Origin of the sequence: Martinezella paranaensis (assembly GCF_014200235.1) — a bacterium.
Classification (GTDB): Bacteria; Pseudomonadota; Alphaproteobacteria; order Rhizobiales; family Rhizobiaceae; genus Rhizobium; species Rhizobium paranaense.
Genome location: NZ_JACHBI010000012.1, coordinates 124165 through 139466, shown reverse-complemented (window position 1 = coordinate 139466; position 15302 = coordinate 124165). Strand labels below are relative to the sequence as shown.

At 59.1% G+C, this 15302-nt stretch carries 15 protein-coding genes; 9 read left to right on the top strand and 6 right to left on the bottom strand.

The features are described from left to right. The first annotated feature begins 55 nt into the window (after nt 1-55). A complete protein-coding gene (locus GGD50_RS24940; RefSeq protein ID WP_107108706.1) occupies nt 56-853 on the top strand; it encodes an extensin-like domain-containing protein in 798 nt (265 codons plus the stop codon). 108 nt (nt 854-961) lie between these two features. Here the strand turns inward: GGD50_RS24940 and GGD50_RS24935 are convergent, their stop codons facing one another. Then, entirely contained in the window at nt 962-2641 is a 1680-nt protein-coding gene (locus GGD50_RS24935) for a formate--tetrahydrofolate ligase (protein WP_107108707.1), read from the bottom strand. A 175-nt stretch (nt 2642-2816) separates the two neighbouring features. On the opposite strand from GGD50_RS24935, the gene GGD50_RS24930 reads away from it, so the two are divergent. Then, on the top strand, nt 2817-3326 hold the full coding sequence (locus GGD50_RS24930) for a TIGR00645 family protein (protein ID WP_107108708.1): 510 nt from the start codon (nt 2817-2819) through the stop codon (nt 3324-3326). 13 nt (nt 3327-3339) lie between these two features. Here the strand turns inward: GGD50_RS24930 and GGD50_RS24925 are convergent, their stop codons facing one another. Continuing rightward, nucleotides 3340-4146: a COG3904 family protein gene (locus GGD50_RS24925; protein ID WP_245407488.1), complete on the bottom strand. Its 807-nt coding sequence runs from the start codon at nt 4144-4146 to the stop codon at nt 3340-3342. Between the two features lie 490 nt (nt 4147-4636). On the opposite strand from GGD50_RS24925, the gene GGD50_RS24920 reads away from it, so the two are divergent. Next, complete coding sequence (locus GGD50_RS24920) at nt 4637-5368, top strand: helix-turn-helix transcriptional regulator (RefSeq protein WP_107108853.1); 732 nt, start codon at nt 4637-4639, stop codon at nt 5366-5368. A 138-nt stretch (nt 5369-5506) separates the two neighbouring features. Here the strand turns inward: GGD50_RS24920 and GGD50_RS24915 are convergent, their stop codons facing one another. From GGD50_RS24915 to GGD50_RS24900, 4 genes are all read right to left on the bottom strand, one after another. Further along, nucleotides 5507-6646: a DUF2333 family protein gene (locus GGD50_RS24915; protein WP_107108709.1), complete on the bottom strand. Its 1140-nt coding sequence runs from the start codon at nt 6644-6646 to the stop codon at nt 5507-5509. 189 nt (nt 6647-6835) lie between these two features. Continuing rightward, entirely contained in the window at nt 6836-7858 is a 1023-nt protein-coding gene (locus tag GGD50_RS24910) for a hypothetical protein (RefSeq protein ID WP_107108710.1), read from the bottom strand. 81 nt (nt 7859-7939) lie between these two features. Further along, entirely contained in the window at nt 7940-8326 is a 387-nt protein-coding gene (locus GGD50_RS24905; protein WP_107108711.1) for a c-type cytochrome, read from the bottom strand. Between the two features lie 97 nt (nt 8327-8423). Further along, nucleotides 8424-9005: a thymidine kinase gene (locus tag GGD50_RS24900; protein WP_107108712.1), complete on the bottom strand. Its 582-nt coding sequence runs from the start codon at nt 9003-9005 to the stop codon at nt 8424-8426. Between the two features lie 242 nt (nt 9006-9247). Here GGD50_RS24900 and GGD50_RS24895 point away from each other — a divergent pair, with 242 nt between their 5' ends. The 6 genes from GGD50_RS24895 to aptA all read left to right on the top strand — a co-directional run bounded on the left by GGD50_RS24895 (nt 9248) and on the right by aptA (nt 15212). Further along, a complete protein-coding gene (locus GGD50_RS24895) occupies nt 9248-10195 on the top strand; it encodes a choline ABC transporter substrate-binding protein (RefSeq protein WP_245407493.1) in 948 nt (315 codons plus the stop codon). Nucleotides 10196-10366: 171 nt separating this feature from the next. After that, nucleotides 10367-11227, top strand: coding sequence for a choline ABC transporter permease subunit (gene choW, locus GGD50_RS24890; protein ID WP_210318951.1), 861 nt, complete (start codon nt 10367-10369; stop codon nt 11225-11227). After that, complete coding sequence (choV, locus tag GGD50_RS24885) at nt 11224-12273, top strand: choline ABC transporter ATP-binding protein (RefSeq protein WP_107108714.1); 1050 nt, start codon at nt 11224-11226, stop codon at nt 12271-12273. The genes choW and choV overlap by 4 nt, the downstream gene beginning before the upstream one ends. A 40-nt stretch (nt 12274-12313) precedes the next feature. After that, entirely contained in the window at nt 12314-13063 is a 750-nt protein-coding gene (locus tag GGD50_RS24880) for a HugZ family pyridoxamine 5'-phosphate oxidase (RefSeq protein ID WP_107108715.1), read from the top strand. 118 nt (nt 13064-13181) lie between these two features. Continuing rightward, nucleotides 13182-13499: an ArsR/SmtB family transcription factor gene (locus GGD50_RS24875; protein WP_028751732.1), complete on the top strand. Its 318-nt coding sequence runs from the start codon at nt 13182-13184 to the stop codon at nt 13497-13499. Between the two features lie 384 nt (nt 13500-13883). Next, nucleotides 13884-15212, top strand: a complete 1329-nt coding sequence (aptA, locus tag GGD50_RS24870; RefSeq protein ID WP_107108855.1) for an omega-aminotransferase AptA — start codon at nt 13884-13886, stop codon at nt 15210-15212. Nucleotides 15213-15302 lie beyond the last annotated feature (90 nt).

The window sequence follows — 15302 nt, the reverse complement described above, 5'->3', positions numbered from 1 at the left end:
ATCGCTGCATCGAGCGTTCTCCCGGCGTTGCTATTAGAAATGGGTGAAATACTTGATGCTGCTCCGGATCATCTCCGTCACGATCGCCGTCGCCATGTTGACGGCAGCCTCCCTCCCCGAAACCGGCCCTATGCCCCAGTCCAAGCCGGATAGCGAACAAACTCAATCGCCTACTGAGCCGCCGATACCGGCACAAAAACCGGAGACTTCCGAGACCCAACCGGCCGAGACCCAACCGACCGACGGGGAAATGCAAGGGCCGCCCAAGCCGCCGCTAACCGTCGCAGCGGAATCGGACGAAGAGCATCAAGCCTGTCTTAAAGAATTGAGCGCCATGGGTGCGGTGTTCAAGGACATTCCCCGCATCGATGACGGCAACGGCTGCGGCATCGACAAGCCGATTGCCCTCTCCGAACCGCTGCCGGATATCAAGCTGAAGCCGGAAGGCACGATGCGCTGCGCGGCCGCCTTGGCGCTTGCCCACTGGATGAAAGAGAGCGTGATCCCCGCCGCCGCAACTGCGCTGAAGGACAATGGCCGAATTACCGCGCTCAACCAGGCCTCGACCTATATCTGCCGCCTGCGCAATAACGCCACCACCGGCAAGATCTCGGAACATGCCCGCGGCAATGCCATCGACATCGCCAGCTTCACCTTCGAAAACGGCGAGACCGTCGGCATCGAGCCCCGCCACGAAGATCCGACCCTGACAGGTGCGTTCCAACGCAGCGCCAGTGCCTCCGCCTGCCTCTATTTCACAACCGTCCTCGACCCGGACAGCGACGCTGCACACGAGACGCATTTCCATCTGGACGTGCTGAAGAGGAACGGCGAGTTCCGATATTGCCACTGAGCGTCGGGCTTTGGCCCGCTTAGGGGAGCTGGCGCGGCTCGGTCAGCTCTCGGCGCTGGCCAACAAAGTTCTGACCCTCCGGCTCCCCAGTTGCACCGGAATCGGAACTTAAAACAATCCCTCGATATATCCCTGATCATTGAGGAAAATCCGCTCTGCCGCCGGGGATTTCGGCAGGCCTGGCATGGTCATGATCTCGCCGGTGATAACGACGACAAAGCCGGCGCCGGCCGAGAGGCGCACTTCGCGGACTGGCACGATATGCCCCTCCGGCGCGCCGCGGATGTTCGGGTCCGTTGAGAAGGAATATTGTGTCTTCGCCATGCAGACCGGCAAATGGCCGTAACCCTGATCTTCCCAGGAACGGAGCTGATCGCGCACGGCCTTGTCGGCGGTCACCTCGCCGGCATGGTAGATCTTCGAAGCGACGATCTCGATCTTTTCAAGCAGGGAGAGGTTGTCAGGATAGAGCGGCTGGAATTTCGCCTGGCCGGATTCGGCAAGCTCGACCACCTTGTAGGCAAGCTCTTCGATCCCCGCCGATCCCTCGGCCCAGTGGCGGCAAAGGATCGCCTCGGCACCAAGCCGCGCCACGTAATTCTTCAACGCCTCGACTTCCGCATCCGTATCCGAAATGAAGTGATTGATGGCAACAACGACCGGCACGCCGAATTTGCGGACATTGGCGACGTGCCGCCCGAGATTGGCGCAGCCTTTCAGAAGGGCTCCGACGTTCTCCTGGCCGAGATCTTCCCTCCTGACACCGCCATTCATCTTCAGTGCCCGGACCGTCGCGACGATAACAGCCGCATCCGGCGAAAGCCCGGCCTTACGGCACTTGATGTCGAAGAACTTTTCCGCGCCGAGATCGGCGCCGAAGCCCGCCTCGGTCACGACATAGTCGCCAAGCTTCAGCGCCGTGCGCGTAGCGATCACAGAATTGCAGCCATGGGCGATGTTGGCGAAGGGGCCGCCATGCACCAAAGCCGGATTGTTTTCCAGCGTCTGCACTAGGTTCGGTTGCATCGCATCCTTGAGCAGCACCGCCATTGCCCCATCCGCCTTGAGGTCGCGGGCATAGACCGGCGTGCGGTCGCGGCGATAACCGATGATGATGTTGCCGAGCCGCTTTTCCAGGTCCTTCAGATCGGCAGCCAAACAAAGGATCGCCATGACCTCGGAGGCGACGGTGATGTCGAAACCGCCCTCGCGCGGAAAACCATTGGCCACGCCGCCGAGCGAGGTGACGATATCGCGCAACGCCCGGTCGTTCATGTCCATGGCGCGGCGCCAGGTGATGCGACGGACATCGATATTCTGTTCGTTGCCCCAATAGATATGATTGTCGATCAGCGCGGCCAAAAGATTGTGCGCCGCCGTGACAGCGTGGAAATCGCCGGTGAAGTGCAGGTTGATATCTTCCATCGGGATGACCTGCGCGTAGCCGCCGCCCGCCGCCCCGCCCTTCACGCCAAAGCAAGGTCCGAGCGAGGCCTCGCGCACGCAGACGATCGCCTTTTTGCCGATGCGATTCAGCCCGTCGCCGAGGCCAACGGTGGTCGTCGTCTTCCCCTCGCCGGCCGGCGTCGGATTGATAGCAGTGACGAGGATCAGCTTGCCGTCCGCGTTGCCCGCTTTCGAAGCGATGAACCTCGCCCCTATCTTCGCCTTGTCATGTCCGTAGGGCGCAAGATCTTCGGCAGGAATGCCAAGCTTGGCGCCGATCTCGGCGATCGGCAATTTCTTCGCGGCGCGCGCGATTTCTATATCGGATTTCACCGCTGTCATAGCACCTGTTCCCGCCCTGAACATGGAAGCATTCCCCCTGTCGGGATAGCCCAATAAATATCCACTGTGAATAGCTGCATATTGCGGTCGGTCCTGCAACCATGCTGCCTTGCAGCAAAGCGCCGGCGCACCTATTTTCCCGGACGATCTGCAGGACGAACGAAAAGGATAAGGCATGAAGTCCCTGGAACTACTGCTCGAGCGCATCATTCTCTCCAGCCGTTGGATTCTGGTGATCTTCTATCTCGGCCTCGCTGCCTCGCTCGCGATCTATGCCGTCTCGTTCGGCTACAAATTCCTGAAGGTCGCCGCCGGCGTCTTTGACTATGACGAGGCGGACATGATTCTCGCCATTCTCGGCCTTATTGATGCCGCGCTGGTGGCCAGCCTCATCGTCATGGTGATGATTTCAGGCTACGAAAATTTCGTCAGCCGCTTCGACAAGGCCGATGACGAAGTCTCCTTCCTCGGCAAGCTCGATTCCGGCAGCCTCAAGATCAAGGTTGCCTCTTCGATCGTCGCCATCTCGTCGATCCACCTGCTGCAGATATTCCTCAACGCCACCCAATACGAGAACGCCAAGCTGATGTGGCTGACCATCATGCACCTCGCTTTCGTCGCCTCGGCACTTCTGCTCGGCTATCTGGAGCGGATCATGGCTAAGGCGAAAAGCAAGGAGGCCTGAGGCGAAGGCATATTTACTCGCCGACGACAGGCGAAGCGGGCGGCCGGGCGGCACATTCCGCAATCGACTGCTTGCCCTTGCAATCCCTGGCGGCAACGAGTTGATCGGCAGCGGCAAGCTCCGTCGTCAATCGCAGCTTCAGCGCATCCATCTGCGCGATGAGATGGATCGACGTCGGCGCGGTGCCGAGCATCAGATCGACAAGCGATTTGTCGACACCCATTTCCTCCAGGAAATCGACGAGCCTCGCCGTCTGTCGCCTGTCGAGCTTGGTCGTATCGTGCTTACCGACGAATTTGCGCCCCACCTCCCGTTTGGAGAGGATCTTTCGCTTGCCATTCACCATTTCGTATTCGGTGCGGTACTGGACGCGCACCTCGCTGTAGGTCGTGGTGATCTGATGGACGCCGAGAAGCGCGAAGGGACTGGAGACGCGCTCGGCGCCGCCGGCAAAAAACAGCGGGCAGGCCGAAAAGCAGATGGCACCGAGAGAAAATGTCTCACCCTTGATGGAGCCATCCTTAGTGCGGGCGGCCGAACAGATCGGCTCGGCATAGGGACAATCGCGCGAGCGCGTCCTGCCGACGGCGATTGCGAGTTTCTGCTTGCGGATGGCATAGGCCATCTCCATGGCTGCCCGGACATCGCCGCCCGGCGAACTGACAATGATCGGCAGTTTCCTGCCGCCGAGGCGTTTCAGCAGCTTTTGCAACTTCTTCGGCGAATCCGCCATGATCTGCCCTTCGGCGGAGATCCAGTCCGGGCAATTGTTGTCGGCGCGGCACCAGGCCATGTCACCATGCACCAAAACAAAGTCCATGGACTGACCGGCGGCAGCGCCCGAAGCTTCAGCGGAGGTGAAAGAAAGCAACAGAAGAAAAACGGTTGTCAGGAACCACAAGGCCCTTTGGCAACACCGAGCGACACGCTGCGGGAACAAGCAGAAGATCATGAAATAGAAGCCTGGAAGCAATTGCTGTGAAAGACCGATAGCAATCGCTTTTGACCTTCGCAAGGCAAGCCTCGATAGTCTTCCGTCAGCCGTCACCAATGGCGATCAGCTTGGCATTTCCGCCGGCCGTTGCCGGATGTCCGCAGGCCCGGCGCCCATGCCGGAATGGAGAAATCAAGAAAGCAACATTTTTGCTCAAAAAACCACTTTTCGGAAAAGTAATACAAATCAGAACTTTACCATATTAAGACATATGAAAATGGAATTATTTCTGATTGGTGTCGCAAATTTGTCTCTAGCATTCGCCCGGAAATCCGGTATTTGATACCGATAACACGCTGTGGGCGCTTACATCAAAATGTCCTATTTCATCACCGCCGAGAGACAATTATTGCTTTCCGCCGAATTGGCCGCAGCCCGGACACAAACGGCTTTTGCGCAGGCTTTGGATCGTGCGAGCTCCGCTTTCGGCTTCAGCCACGCAGCCCTGATGAATGCTCCGGTTTCCGAAGATTCCATGTTGACGCCGCTGGTCATCGAAGGCTCGATGCCGGTGCAGTTTCTCCGTGATTTCGATCGTAACCAGTTGCTCCGCCAATGCTCGATCTTGATGCGCGTGCGGGACTCGGTCATGCCGCGTTCGTGGCATCTGCTGGAAAAAGGCGCCGCCCACGATGTGGACCTGCCGCGCGAGCTGCGGACGCTCTTCACCAATCACAATTGTCCGATGGGCGTCGTTATTCCCATCAACTCCTCTGACGGACAGCGTCTCGTCTTCTGGTTCATGGGCAATCGCAGCAGTCTCGGGCAGAGCGAGCTCAACGAGCTCACCATGATCATGCTACAGGGGCTCGACACCTACAACTGCATCAAGCGCAACGACGGTGCCGTGCCGCACATGCTTTCCGCCCGGGAGCTGGAAGTGGTTCGCTGGACGGCGCAGGGCAAAACTTCGGTCGAAATCGGCCAAATTCTCTCCCTCTCCGATCACACGGTCAACGCCTATATGACCAACGCGATCAGAAAGCTCGATTGCGTCAACCGCACACAGTTGGTCGCCAAGGCCATCCGTTTGAAACTGATTAGCTAAAGCAATTCCAGGAAAAGTGCGAAGCGGTTTTCCGTCCGGAATTGCGTGAAAACAAAGAGATAGAGCGGGAAAGCGATTCCGTGACACGCTTTCCCGCTCTAATCGTTTCAGCACATTCCCCTGACGACCGCCCGTCCTTTAACGGCCGCCAAGAACGCTACGCATTTCCACCAGATTCGAGCGCACACGCAGGATGTAGAATCCCATGGTCGCAAGATGGCTCGGCATGATCCAGCCATCTTCGCGCCCATTCGAAATGATGGCGGGCTGAATCCGCAAGGCGGCTTGCAACTGCTTCATCGTGCCGGTCCAGAGCGTACCCAGGTTACGCTCGGCGATGACCTGCTGGAAATCGGCACCAACCGCGCTCAGAATGCCGTAATAGCCATAGAGCTGGCCATAGGCGAACCAGAAACGGTCATCGGCGCGCATGTCAAACCAGCCGTAATTGTGGTTCTCCGAGCGCTCCGCCAGAATGTCCGACGTGCTACCGAGATCGTTGGCAACGCGATCGATGAATTGCAAGAGATTGTCGGCCCGGCTATCGAAAACGGCATTGCAGGCGCCGAGATCGGTATTGAACTTGCGCAAGCTGCCGATGGCAGCGCGATAATAGCTCGGCGTCGGCGTCTTCAGACCAAAGGGGCGCAGGCCGAAGTACCAGCTCGATTCGTCGAACTGCAGATTGCCACGAGCGCTCTGCAGGTCGCTGTTGACGCCGGATGTGCCACGCACGCGGACGAGCGTATCGACCAGCTCCACCGATGTGCGCCGCACAGCCTGATTCACGCCGCGCTGAAAAGCCGCCTTATTGTCGAGGAAAGGCGTGTCATCCCAGCTCATGCCGACGAACCCCAGCTTGAAGAGCAGCATCGAGGAGATCCACGCATTCTGGTTGACGTTGAAATCGGTAAGATCGGCCGTAACGTCGACGATCGCGGAGGTCTGGCAGGCCTTCGGCGCATTCGCGGCTGCTTGCTGCCCATTCACAGCCGGCAGTTCCTGCCCTGCCCCGACCTTGCGGTCTGAAAACTTGTAGACGTCGGGATAATTGGCATCGAAGCCGTTCCAGACCTGCGTCTGCCAGATGAAATAGACGTAGAGCACCGCCATCAGCGCCACGAAAGCGGCAATCGGCAGTTTGATCATCCAATTGCGCTGCCGGTACCAGCCGTGAGCGGCAAGGAAGGGCCAGAGTATCCCAACGAAGAGGAGCCCCAGGCCGCGTGCAATGGCGCTGCCGATCCGCTTGAAGAACGCAGTGATCGAATCAAGCATGAACCTCTCCTTTGCCGCGCTGCGCGCCTGTCGGACGAGCAATGAACGCGGGACACCTTGAGCTTCCCTTCTGCGCCGAAAATCGCTTCGGATTCTCGTGCATGTGGAGGCATGTCGTTATTCTCGTTCAAGCAGATATGTGTTCCCGGAGGAGACAGCAACCGGCTGTTGTCATTTTTCAATCAATGATCAGGTCTCCGGCTCGGTCTCTTCCGACGGCTCGACGACTGCCGCAGGCGCTGCCAGCAGATGCGGCTCCAGCCGCCGCGTAAAGATATCATCGGCACGAGCCTTGCGCGCTGCGAGATCATGCCCCGCAAGCACATTCGCTTCGAAGGCCGCAATCAAAGCGGAGACCGCGGCTGGCCTTTCGGTGGCCGGCAGCGGCGGCGCAGCTTCCGATATCACCGCCCGCAGCAAGGCAATCCGCTGCTCGATGTCGATGGCAAGCTTGCCCGCCATCGCATTGACGGCGGCAATTTGCGTGTTCAGGACGTTTGCCAGCTCCTCATAGATATCGATCAGCCGCTGTCGCGCTGCTCGCCCCGGCTGCAATGCCCGCTCCCGCTCATGCAGATCATCCCGCTCGGCGGTCAGCCGGCTATATTCCGCCTCCAATTCGGATCGTGAACCGGCATCGCGAGCCGACGAAATGCTGCTGCGCCGATCGAAAATCCTTGGAATCAAGACATCCGCCTGGCGCTGCACGTCCTCAATCTCGAAATCGATGTGTTGCCGCCGCTCGATGACCCGCACCAGATGCGCCTCGCAATCGCGAAAGGAGCGAACCAGCGCCGGTCGCGCGGTCCTGAACTGCGCATCGAGCGAAGCCGAAGCTGCCAGCGCCGCTTCGAGATCGGCCGCAATCGACGCCGGCTTGGCCTGACTTTGCCCGATCCTGCGCCCGAACAGCCCCGACGTGTCGATCCCGGCCGTCTCATCGAACAGCCGCCGGTGCTGCAAATCAGCGGTCGCGGTCAGTGAATCCAGTTGCTTCACCAGCGACAGGGCCAGATTTCTCCAGCGATCGAGCAGCTCGATCGTTTCACGCACCAGCGCCTCTTCCACCGGGAAATTGATGGCGTCGACGCGCCCGTTGCCCTTGGCATTGCCGCCGAGCCCGGCATTGGCCGCATCCATGCCCTTGATCGCGTCCTCGAGCGCCGCGCGGGCCTTGTCGATCTCGCCGTCGAAAGAGTGGGCCTTGACCATGAAAGCGTCTCTCAATTGCCGTTGTTGGCGAGACTAACCGCTTAAATGCACAAAGAAAATGCCTGAGCGTGCAAACCTGCCTCAGTGTGTGACAGAAGGGTTCTTCAAATAGGCGATCAGATTGTCCAAATCCTTGTCGCTCTTCAAACCGGGAAAGGTCATCTTCGTGCCTTTCACCAGGAATTGCGGACTGGGCAGGTATTTCCGCAGCAGCGCCTCGTCCCAAACCTTGCCATCGGCGCCGAAGGCCTTCATCGCCGGCGAGTAGTTATAATCCGGCACGGTGGCCACGGGACGACCGACCACGCCCATCAGCGATGGCCCGACATGGTTCTCATGTTCGGTTGCCGTGTGACAGACGGCGCACTTCTTGAAGACTGCCGCACCGGCAACTGCATCTCCGTCGGCAAGAGCGGCCGAAGCGGAAAGAAGAACGGCGGCCACGGCCGTCAGACAGCGCAATTTCATGTTTCCTCCACCATCGGATGTCTGGATGCGATTCCGATTGCCACGACCATAAAGAAATTCGCCGCCATCTACCGGATGACGCAATGCCGCGGACGCTTCATTCCCCGGCCATGGCTTCCTCCCAGTGACGGCGGCAGAGAGAAACATATTTGTCGCTGCCGCCGATCTCGATCTGCGCGCCCTCGTGCACCACCCTGCCCTGTCGGTCCAGGCGCACCAGCATCGTCGCCTTGCGGCCGCAGTGGCAGATCGTCCGCACTTCACGCATCTCGTCGGCAATCGTCAAAAGCTCCTGCGAGCCCGGAAACAGCTTGCCTTGGAAATCGGTGCGCAGCCCATAGGCCATGACCGGTACGCCGAGGCGATCGACAATGTGGGCAAGCTGCCAGACCTGCTCGCGCGACAGGAACTGCGCCTCGTCGACGAAGACGCAAGCAAGCGCTTCCTCGGCGTGCAGGTTGTCCACCATTGCAAAGAGATCGTCCGTTTCATCGAAGGGCGTGGCGGCCATCTCCAGGCCGATACGCGAAGCGATCTTGCCGCGGCCGGCGCGATCATCCAGCGCGGCGATGAAGGCAACCGTCCGCATGCCGCGCTCCTCATAATTATAGGCAGCCTGCAGCAGCATGGTCGACTTGCCGGCATTCATCGTCGAATAGTGGAAGTACAGCTTGGCCATGATATTCTCCTTGAGCGTCTCATGGGTTCTCCATCGCCGGAAGGAAAGACGCCTTCGGCGAAAACCACAGGAATTGCGCGGCCCGGACAGGACAGATCGGCTCGGCAATATATGGCTGAAAAAATATTGGGGAGTCGCAATCAGCCCCTACAAACCGACGCAAATACAATGAGGTCGCTTGAAAATGTCAGTTATTGGTGGTTGCTTGGGAACGTTAGACTGGGAGTCACACAATGATAAAAATGACTTTAACCGCATTTGCCTTCGCTTCAGCTCTTTCCGCGCTGATGCTGGGCGCAACCACCGCATCCGCCGCTGAGCCGGCAAGCTGTGGCAACGTACATTTTGCCGATGTCGGCTGGACCGACATCACCTCCACCACCGCGACGGCCTCCATCCTCCTGAAGGCTCTCGGCTACGACACCGACGTCAAGGTGCTCGCCGTGCCGGTGACCTATCAGTCCCTGAAGAACAAGGACATCGACGTGTTCCTCGGCAACTGGATGCCCTCCATGGCCGAGAACATCAAGCCGTTTGCCGCTGACAAGTCGGTCGAAACCGTACGTGCCAACCTCGAAGGCGCCAAATACACCCTGGCGACCAACGAAAAGGGCGCAGCACTCGGCATCAAGGACTTCAAGGATATCGCTGCCCACAAGGACGACCTTGACGGCAAGATCTATGGCATCGAGCCGGGCAATGACGGTAACCGCCTGGTCATCGACATGGTCGACAAGAACACCTTCGGCCTGAAGGGCTTCGAGGTGGTCGAGTCCTCCGAGCAGGGCATGCTGGCTCAGGTGTCGCGCGCCGACAAGGAAGGCAAGCCGATCATCTTCCTCGGCTGGGCGCCGCATCCGATGAACAACACCTACAAGATGACCTACCTCACCGGCGGTGACGACATCTTCGGACCGAACTTCGGCGGCGCGACCGTCTACACCAACGTCCGCGCAGGCTACCTGCAGGAATGCCCGAATGTCGGCACCTTCGTCAAAAACCTCGTCTTCTCGCTGCCGATGGAAAACGAGATCATGGGTAAGATCCTGAACGACAGCAAGGAGCCGGAAGCGGCTGCCACGGAATGGCTGAAGGCAAATCCGACTGCGATCACTCCCTGGCTCGCTGGCGTCACCACCAAGGACGGCGGCGACGGGCTTGCAGCGGTTAAGTCCAAGCTCGGTCTCTAACAACATCCGGGGATAAGGGGCGGCTCAACCGCCCCTTTCTCTTCCGGTGGACGAGAGACTGTTTCCTTCCTATTGCGCCACATATCCGGCAGTGACCGGGTGGCGCCATAGGCCGTTATTCTCCGGCGGCCCTATCCGGAATCATTTAAGACGCCCGGAATTGCCGCCCCAATGGTGGGCAAAGACGTGAACTGGTTAAACGATTACCGCATCCCCATCGGTCCATGGGCCAAGGCCGTCGTGGATTGGCTGACAAGCAATTTCATATGGTTCTTCGACGGCCTTTCCTTCGTTGCCTCACATGGGATCAAAGGACTGCTGTTCCTCTTGCAGGAACCACATCCGCTGGTCGTCGTCGTCATTTTCGCGGCCGTTGCCTACTGGTTGCGCCGGAGCATTCCGGTCACGATCCTGACCCTGGTCGGCCTGCTGATCACCATCAATCAAGGCTATTGGAAGGAAACGACGGAGACGCTAGCGCTGGTGCTGGCCTCGACCTTCGTCTGCATGCTCGTGGGCGTCCCCCTCGGGATAGCCGCCGCTCGCCGCCCCTGGCTCTATGCCTTCATGCGGCCGATCCTCGACCTGATGCAGACCATCCCGACCTTCGTCTATCTGGTACCGGCGATGATCCTGCTCGGCCTCGGCATGGTCCCGGGCCTGATCGCCACCGTCGTCTTCGCCATCCCCGCATCGATCCGTATGACCCGTCTCGGCATCATCTCGACACCGCCTTCTCTCGTCGAAGCAGCCGAAGCCTTCGGCGCGACGCCGCGACAGGTGCTGCGCAAGGTCGAGGTGCCCTTCGCCATGCCGCAGATTATGGCCGGCCTGACGCAGACGATCATGCTGTCGCTCTCGATGGTCTCAATCGCCGCCCTCGTCGGTGCGCCTGGCCTCGGCGTGCCGGTGCTGCGCGCGCTGAATAGCGTCAACGTCGCCAAGAGCTTCGATTCCGGCTCCTGCATCGTCATCCTGGCGATCATTCTCGACCGCATGTTCCGTGCCCCCGGCGAAGGAGAAAAATCATGACCACCGCCGTCGGCTTCAAAAATGTTAGCATTATCTTCGGCGACCGTCCCGAGGCAGCGCTCAAGCTTGCAGATGCGGGAAAAACGCGCGACGAGATCGGCAAGGCGACCGGCCTCGTGCTCGGCGTCGCCAATGCCTCGCTCGAGATCGAAGAGGGCGAAATCCTCGTGCTCATGGGCCTGTCCGGCTCTGGCAAGTCGACACTGCTGCGCGCCGTCAACGGCCTGGCGCCGGTCGTGCGCGGCGAGGTCGTCGTCAACAGCAAGACCGGACCGGTCAATCCCTATAGCTGTAATCCCAAGGCACTGCGCGACCTGCGTATGCATACCGTCTCCATGGTGTTCCAGCAGTTCGCGCTGCTGCCCTGGCGCACCGTCGCCGAAAATGTCGGCTTCGGTTTGGAGCTGGCGGGCGTGCCCGAGGCTGAGCGCAAGAAGCGTGTCGACGAGCAATTGCAACTCGTCAACCTGACGCAATGGGCAAACCGCAAGGTCAACGAACTCTCCGGCGGCATGCAGCAGCGCGTTGGCCTCGCCCGCGCTTTCGCCACCGGCGCGCCGATCCTGCTCATGGACGAGCCGTTCTCGGCGCTCGACCCGTTGATCCGTACCCGCCTGCAGGACGAGCTTCTGGAATTCCAGCGCCGCCTGAAACGGACGATCCTCTTCGTCAGCCACGATCTCGACGAGGCCTTCCGCATCGGCAACCGCATCGCCATCATGGAGAGCGGCCGGATCATCCAGTGCGGCACGCCGCAGGAAATCGTCAAGAACCCCGCTGACCAATATGTTGCCGACTTCGTGCAGCATATGAACCCAATCAGCATGTTGACCGCCCGCGATGTCATGCAACAGGGTCTCGGCCACTCCGGAGCAGGCGGCTCGGTCACTGCTACGGCCACGGCCACGACACCGCTCATCGATATCCTCGACGCGCTGACACATCAGCCAGGCAATATCGGCGTCGTTGACAACGGCGTGATTATCGGGACGATTTCCGCCCAGGATGTCGTGGCTGGCCTCACCAGCCACCGGCGGAGAGAGTAGTCTATCTCAGGCTCTCTCCCGTCTTGTAGAGAGAGCAACTATGAACGACAAACCGTCCGTATTGCGGGAAACCGATGACGAGGCGCGCAAGCAGGCACGTATCCTGCTGCGCGCCGCTCGCTATGCGGCCATGGCCGTCATCGATCCGGAAACAGGCTTCCCTTCCGTCAGCCGCGTGCTGACCGGCACGGATATCGATGGCGTGCCGGTCATTCTCGTCTCCGGCCTTTCCGCCCACACTAAAGCGCTATCGAAAGACCCCCGCGCCTCGGTTCTCTTCGGCGAGCCCGGCAAAGGCGATCCGCTCGCCTACCCGCGCCTCGGTGTTCAGTGCAGGGCCGAGCGCGTCGATCGCGAAAACCGTCTGCATGGACGCATTCGTTCGCGCTTCCTTGCGCGGCATCCCAAAGCCAAGCTCTATGCCGATTTTGCCGATTTCTGCTTTTTCCGCCTTATACCGCTTACCGCCAGCCTGAATGGCGGTTTCGGAAGAGCATATATTTTGCCCGGGAACGATCTGATGATTCTTTCAGCGGCGAACGAGATGCTTGCTGAACAAGCAGACGAGATAGTGCGAGAATTACTAGCCCACTACCCACGTATCATTACAACTATAGTGAGTAGTCTAAGAGGATCGGGCGGCAAAAATTGGCGGATTTGTGGCCTAGATATGGCAGGAATCGACCTAATTTGGGGAGATGAGGCCTTGAGATGGGAATTTGACCCACCTTTGGCGGAGCCGCACGACGCTCATACATACATATCTAAAATAGCATACTCGATACCTTAAATTTAGGTATATACAATCTTTGGCCTGTATTGGTATTGTTACTTATCGGATTAATTCCCCGATTAGAGCAAAAACCCGCAATTTCTGATGTACGCTCCGCATTAGGAAGATTAAAAAGATGAAGACAAGAAATTTGGCCGAACACTCCAACGTGGCGGCAGCATTATTATCTGCTATGGCGAACCCGAAGCGCCTCATGATTCTTTGCAGCCTGGTCAAGGGTGAAGTTCCGGTTGGTGTATTGGCCAATCAGGTGGGGCTCAGCCAATCTGCACTTTCCCAGCACCTTTCGAAGCTGCGCGCCCAGAAGCTGGTGAAGACCCGCCGCGATGCTCAAACGATTTACTACTCCAGTACTTCAGACTCGGTTATCCGGGTTCTGGAAACACTGGAAGACATTTATTGTGAACCGGAAAAAAGTAGATCGGCTGCTTAATAGCCAAAACTGGCTATGAGTATGTCGAGGCAAGGTCCGCAAGGAAAAGATAGTTTCCAACCTTAGGATCAAGCCTCTTTCATCACCACATATATAAATGATTTGGCTGGCAAATTACCCAATTTGCCAGCCTTTTCGTGTTCGGTGCCTTGCTCTTGGGCGAGCGCGGTGCGGCATGCGAGCATTGCGCCAAGCGCTGCGGCACGCGGGGCGGGGCAGGATCCACTATAGACCCGCGCGCTATCCTAACGCCCACCTTTGTCTTGACACCCATGTTTGTCTTGACGCCAAGGGGCCGGCTGATAATTTGACCAGGCAGTAAATAATCACGCGGCCCCACGGCTGCGATCGGGAAATGGCCCCCGAATGGCCATGGAGAACAGCATGTCCGACCGTCAGAATGCCACCCCCAACGATCTGCGCGCCTTTTGGATGCCGTTTACGGCCAATCGCCAGTTCAAGAAGGAACCACGTCTCTTCGTCGGCGCCAAGGATATGTACTATACGACCCATGATGGGCGGCAGGTGCTTGACGGTACGGCCGGCCTCTGGTGCGTGAATGCCGGCCACTGCCGGCCGAAGATCACTGAGGCCATTCGCGAGCAGGCGGGCGAACTCGATTATGCGCCGGCCTTCCAGCTCGGCCATCCCAAGGCTTTCGAATTGGCGAACCGGCTGGTGGACATCGCCCCCGAGGGCATGAACCACGTTCTCTATACCAATTCAGGTTCCGAATCCGTCGAGACCGCGCTTAAGGTGGCGCTCGCCTACCATCGCGTGAAGGGTAACGGCTCGCGTTTCCGCCTCATCGGCCGCGAGCGCGGCTATCACGGCGTCAACTTCGGCGGCATCTCCGTCGGCGGCATCGTTTCCAACCGCAAGATGTTCGGTACGCTGCTGACCGGCGTCGACCACATGCCCCATACGCATATTCCCGGCAAGAATGCCTTCACGCGCGGCCAGCCGGAGCACGGCGGCGACATTGCCAGCGAGCTGGAGCGCATCGTCACGCTGCATGACGCCTCCACCATCGCCGCCGTCATCGTAGAGCCGATCGCCGGCTCCACGGGCGTGCTGATCCCGCCGAAGGGCTATCTGCAGAAGCTGCGCGAGATCTGCACCAAGCACGGCATCCTTTTGATCTTCGACGAAGTCATCACCGGCTTCGGCCGCCTCGGCGCTCCCTTCGCCGCGCAATATTACGATGTCGTCCCGGACATGATCACCACAGCCAAGGGCCTGACGAACGGTGTCATCCCGATGGGCGCCGTCTTCGTCACCTCGGAAATCCATGATGCCTTCATGCAGGGACCCGAGCACATGATCGAGTTCTTCCATGGCTACACCTATTCCGGCAACCCGATTGCCTCTGCCGCCGCTCTTGCGACGCTCGATACCTATAAGGAAGAAGGCCTGCTGACGCGCGCTGCTGAGCTTTCGGACTATTGGGCCGATGCGCTGCATTCCCTGAAGGATTGCCCGAACGTTATCGACATCAGAAACACCGGCCTGATCGGCGCCATCGAGCTCGACCCCATCGCCGGCGAACCCACCAAGCGCGCCTTCACCGCCTTCCTGAAGGCCTATGAAAAAGGCCTGCTGATCCGCACCACCGGCGACATCATCGCACTCTCCCCACCGCTGATCATCGAAAAGCACCATATCGACGAACTCTTCGGCAAACTCAGGGATATCTTGCAGAATAATATCTGAGGCTTAGTCTCGTCAGAATCAGCCCCTCATACCCCCATTGCAATTGCAGAATGGTCGGGCATGAGGGGCAAACTTTATACGAGGAATGGA

What these genes read in the sequence shown, in the direction of transcription:
- GGD50_RS24880 (WP_107108715.1), top strand. Translation starts at nt 12,314, where the DNA reads ATGAACGACAAACCGTCCGTATTGCGGGAAACCGATGACGAGGCGCGC.
- GGD50_RS24905 (WP_107108711.1), bottom strand. Translation starts at nt 8,326, where the DNA reads ATGAAATTGCGCTGTCTGACGGCCGTGGCCGCCGTTCTTCTTTCCGCT.
- GGD50_RS24910 (WP_107108710.1), bottom strand. Translation starts at nt 7,858, where the DNA reads ATGGTCAAGGCCCACTCTTTCGACGGCGAGATCGACAAGGCCCGCGCG.
- GGD50_RS24895 (WP_245407493.1), top strand. Translation starts at nt 9,248, where the DNA reads ATGACTTTAACCGCATTTGCCTTCGCTTCAGCTCTTTCCGCGCTGATG.
- GGD50_RS24900 (WP_107108712.1), bottom strand. Translation starts at nt 9,005, where the DNA reads ATGGCCAAGCTGTACTTCCACTATTCGACGATGAATGCCGGCAAGTCG.
- choV (WP_107108714.1), top strand. Translation starts at nt 11,224, where the DNA reads ATGACCACCGCCGTCGGCTTCAAAAATGTTAGCATTATCTTCGGCGAC.
- choW (WP_210318951.1), top strand. Translation starts at nt 10,367, where the DNA reads ATGGTGGGCAAAGACGTGAACTGGTTAAACGATTACCGCATCCCCATC.
- GGD50_RS24925 (WP_245407488.1), bottom strand. Translation starts at nt 4,146, where the DNA reads ATGGACTTTGTTTTGGTGCATGGTGACATGGCCTGGTGCCGCGCCGAC.
- GGD50_RS24930 (WP_107108708.1), top strand. Translation starts at nt 2,817, where the DNA reads ATGAAGTCCCTGGAACTACTGCTCGAGCGCATCATTCTCTCCAGCCGT.
- GGD50_RS24935 (WP_107108707.1), bottom strand. Translation starts at nt 2,641, where the DNA reads ATGACAGCGGTGAAATCCGATATAGAAATCGCGCGCGCCGCGAAGAAA.
- GGD50_RS24875 (WP_028751732.1), top strand. Translation starts at nt 13,182, where the DNA reads ATGAAGACAAGAAATTTGGCCGAACACTCCAACGTGGCGGCAGCATTA.
- GGD50_RS24940 (WP_107108706.1), top strand. Translation starts at nt 56, where the DNA reads ATGCTGCTCCGGATCATCTCCGTCACGATCGCCGTCGCCATGTTGACG.
- aptA (WP_107108855.1), top strand. Translation starts at nt 13,884, where the DNA reads ATGTCCGACCGTCAGAATGCCACCCCCAACGATCTGCGCGCCTTTTGG.
- GGD50_RS24920 (WP_107108853.1), top strand. Translation starts at nt 4,637, where the DNA reads ATGTCCTATTTCATCACCGCCGAGAGACAATTATTGCTTTCCGCCGAA.
- GGD50_RS24915 (WP_107108709.1), bottom strand. Translation starts at nt 6,646, where the DNA reads ATGCTTGATTCGATCACTGCGTTCTTCAAGCGGATCGGCAGCGCCATT.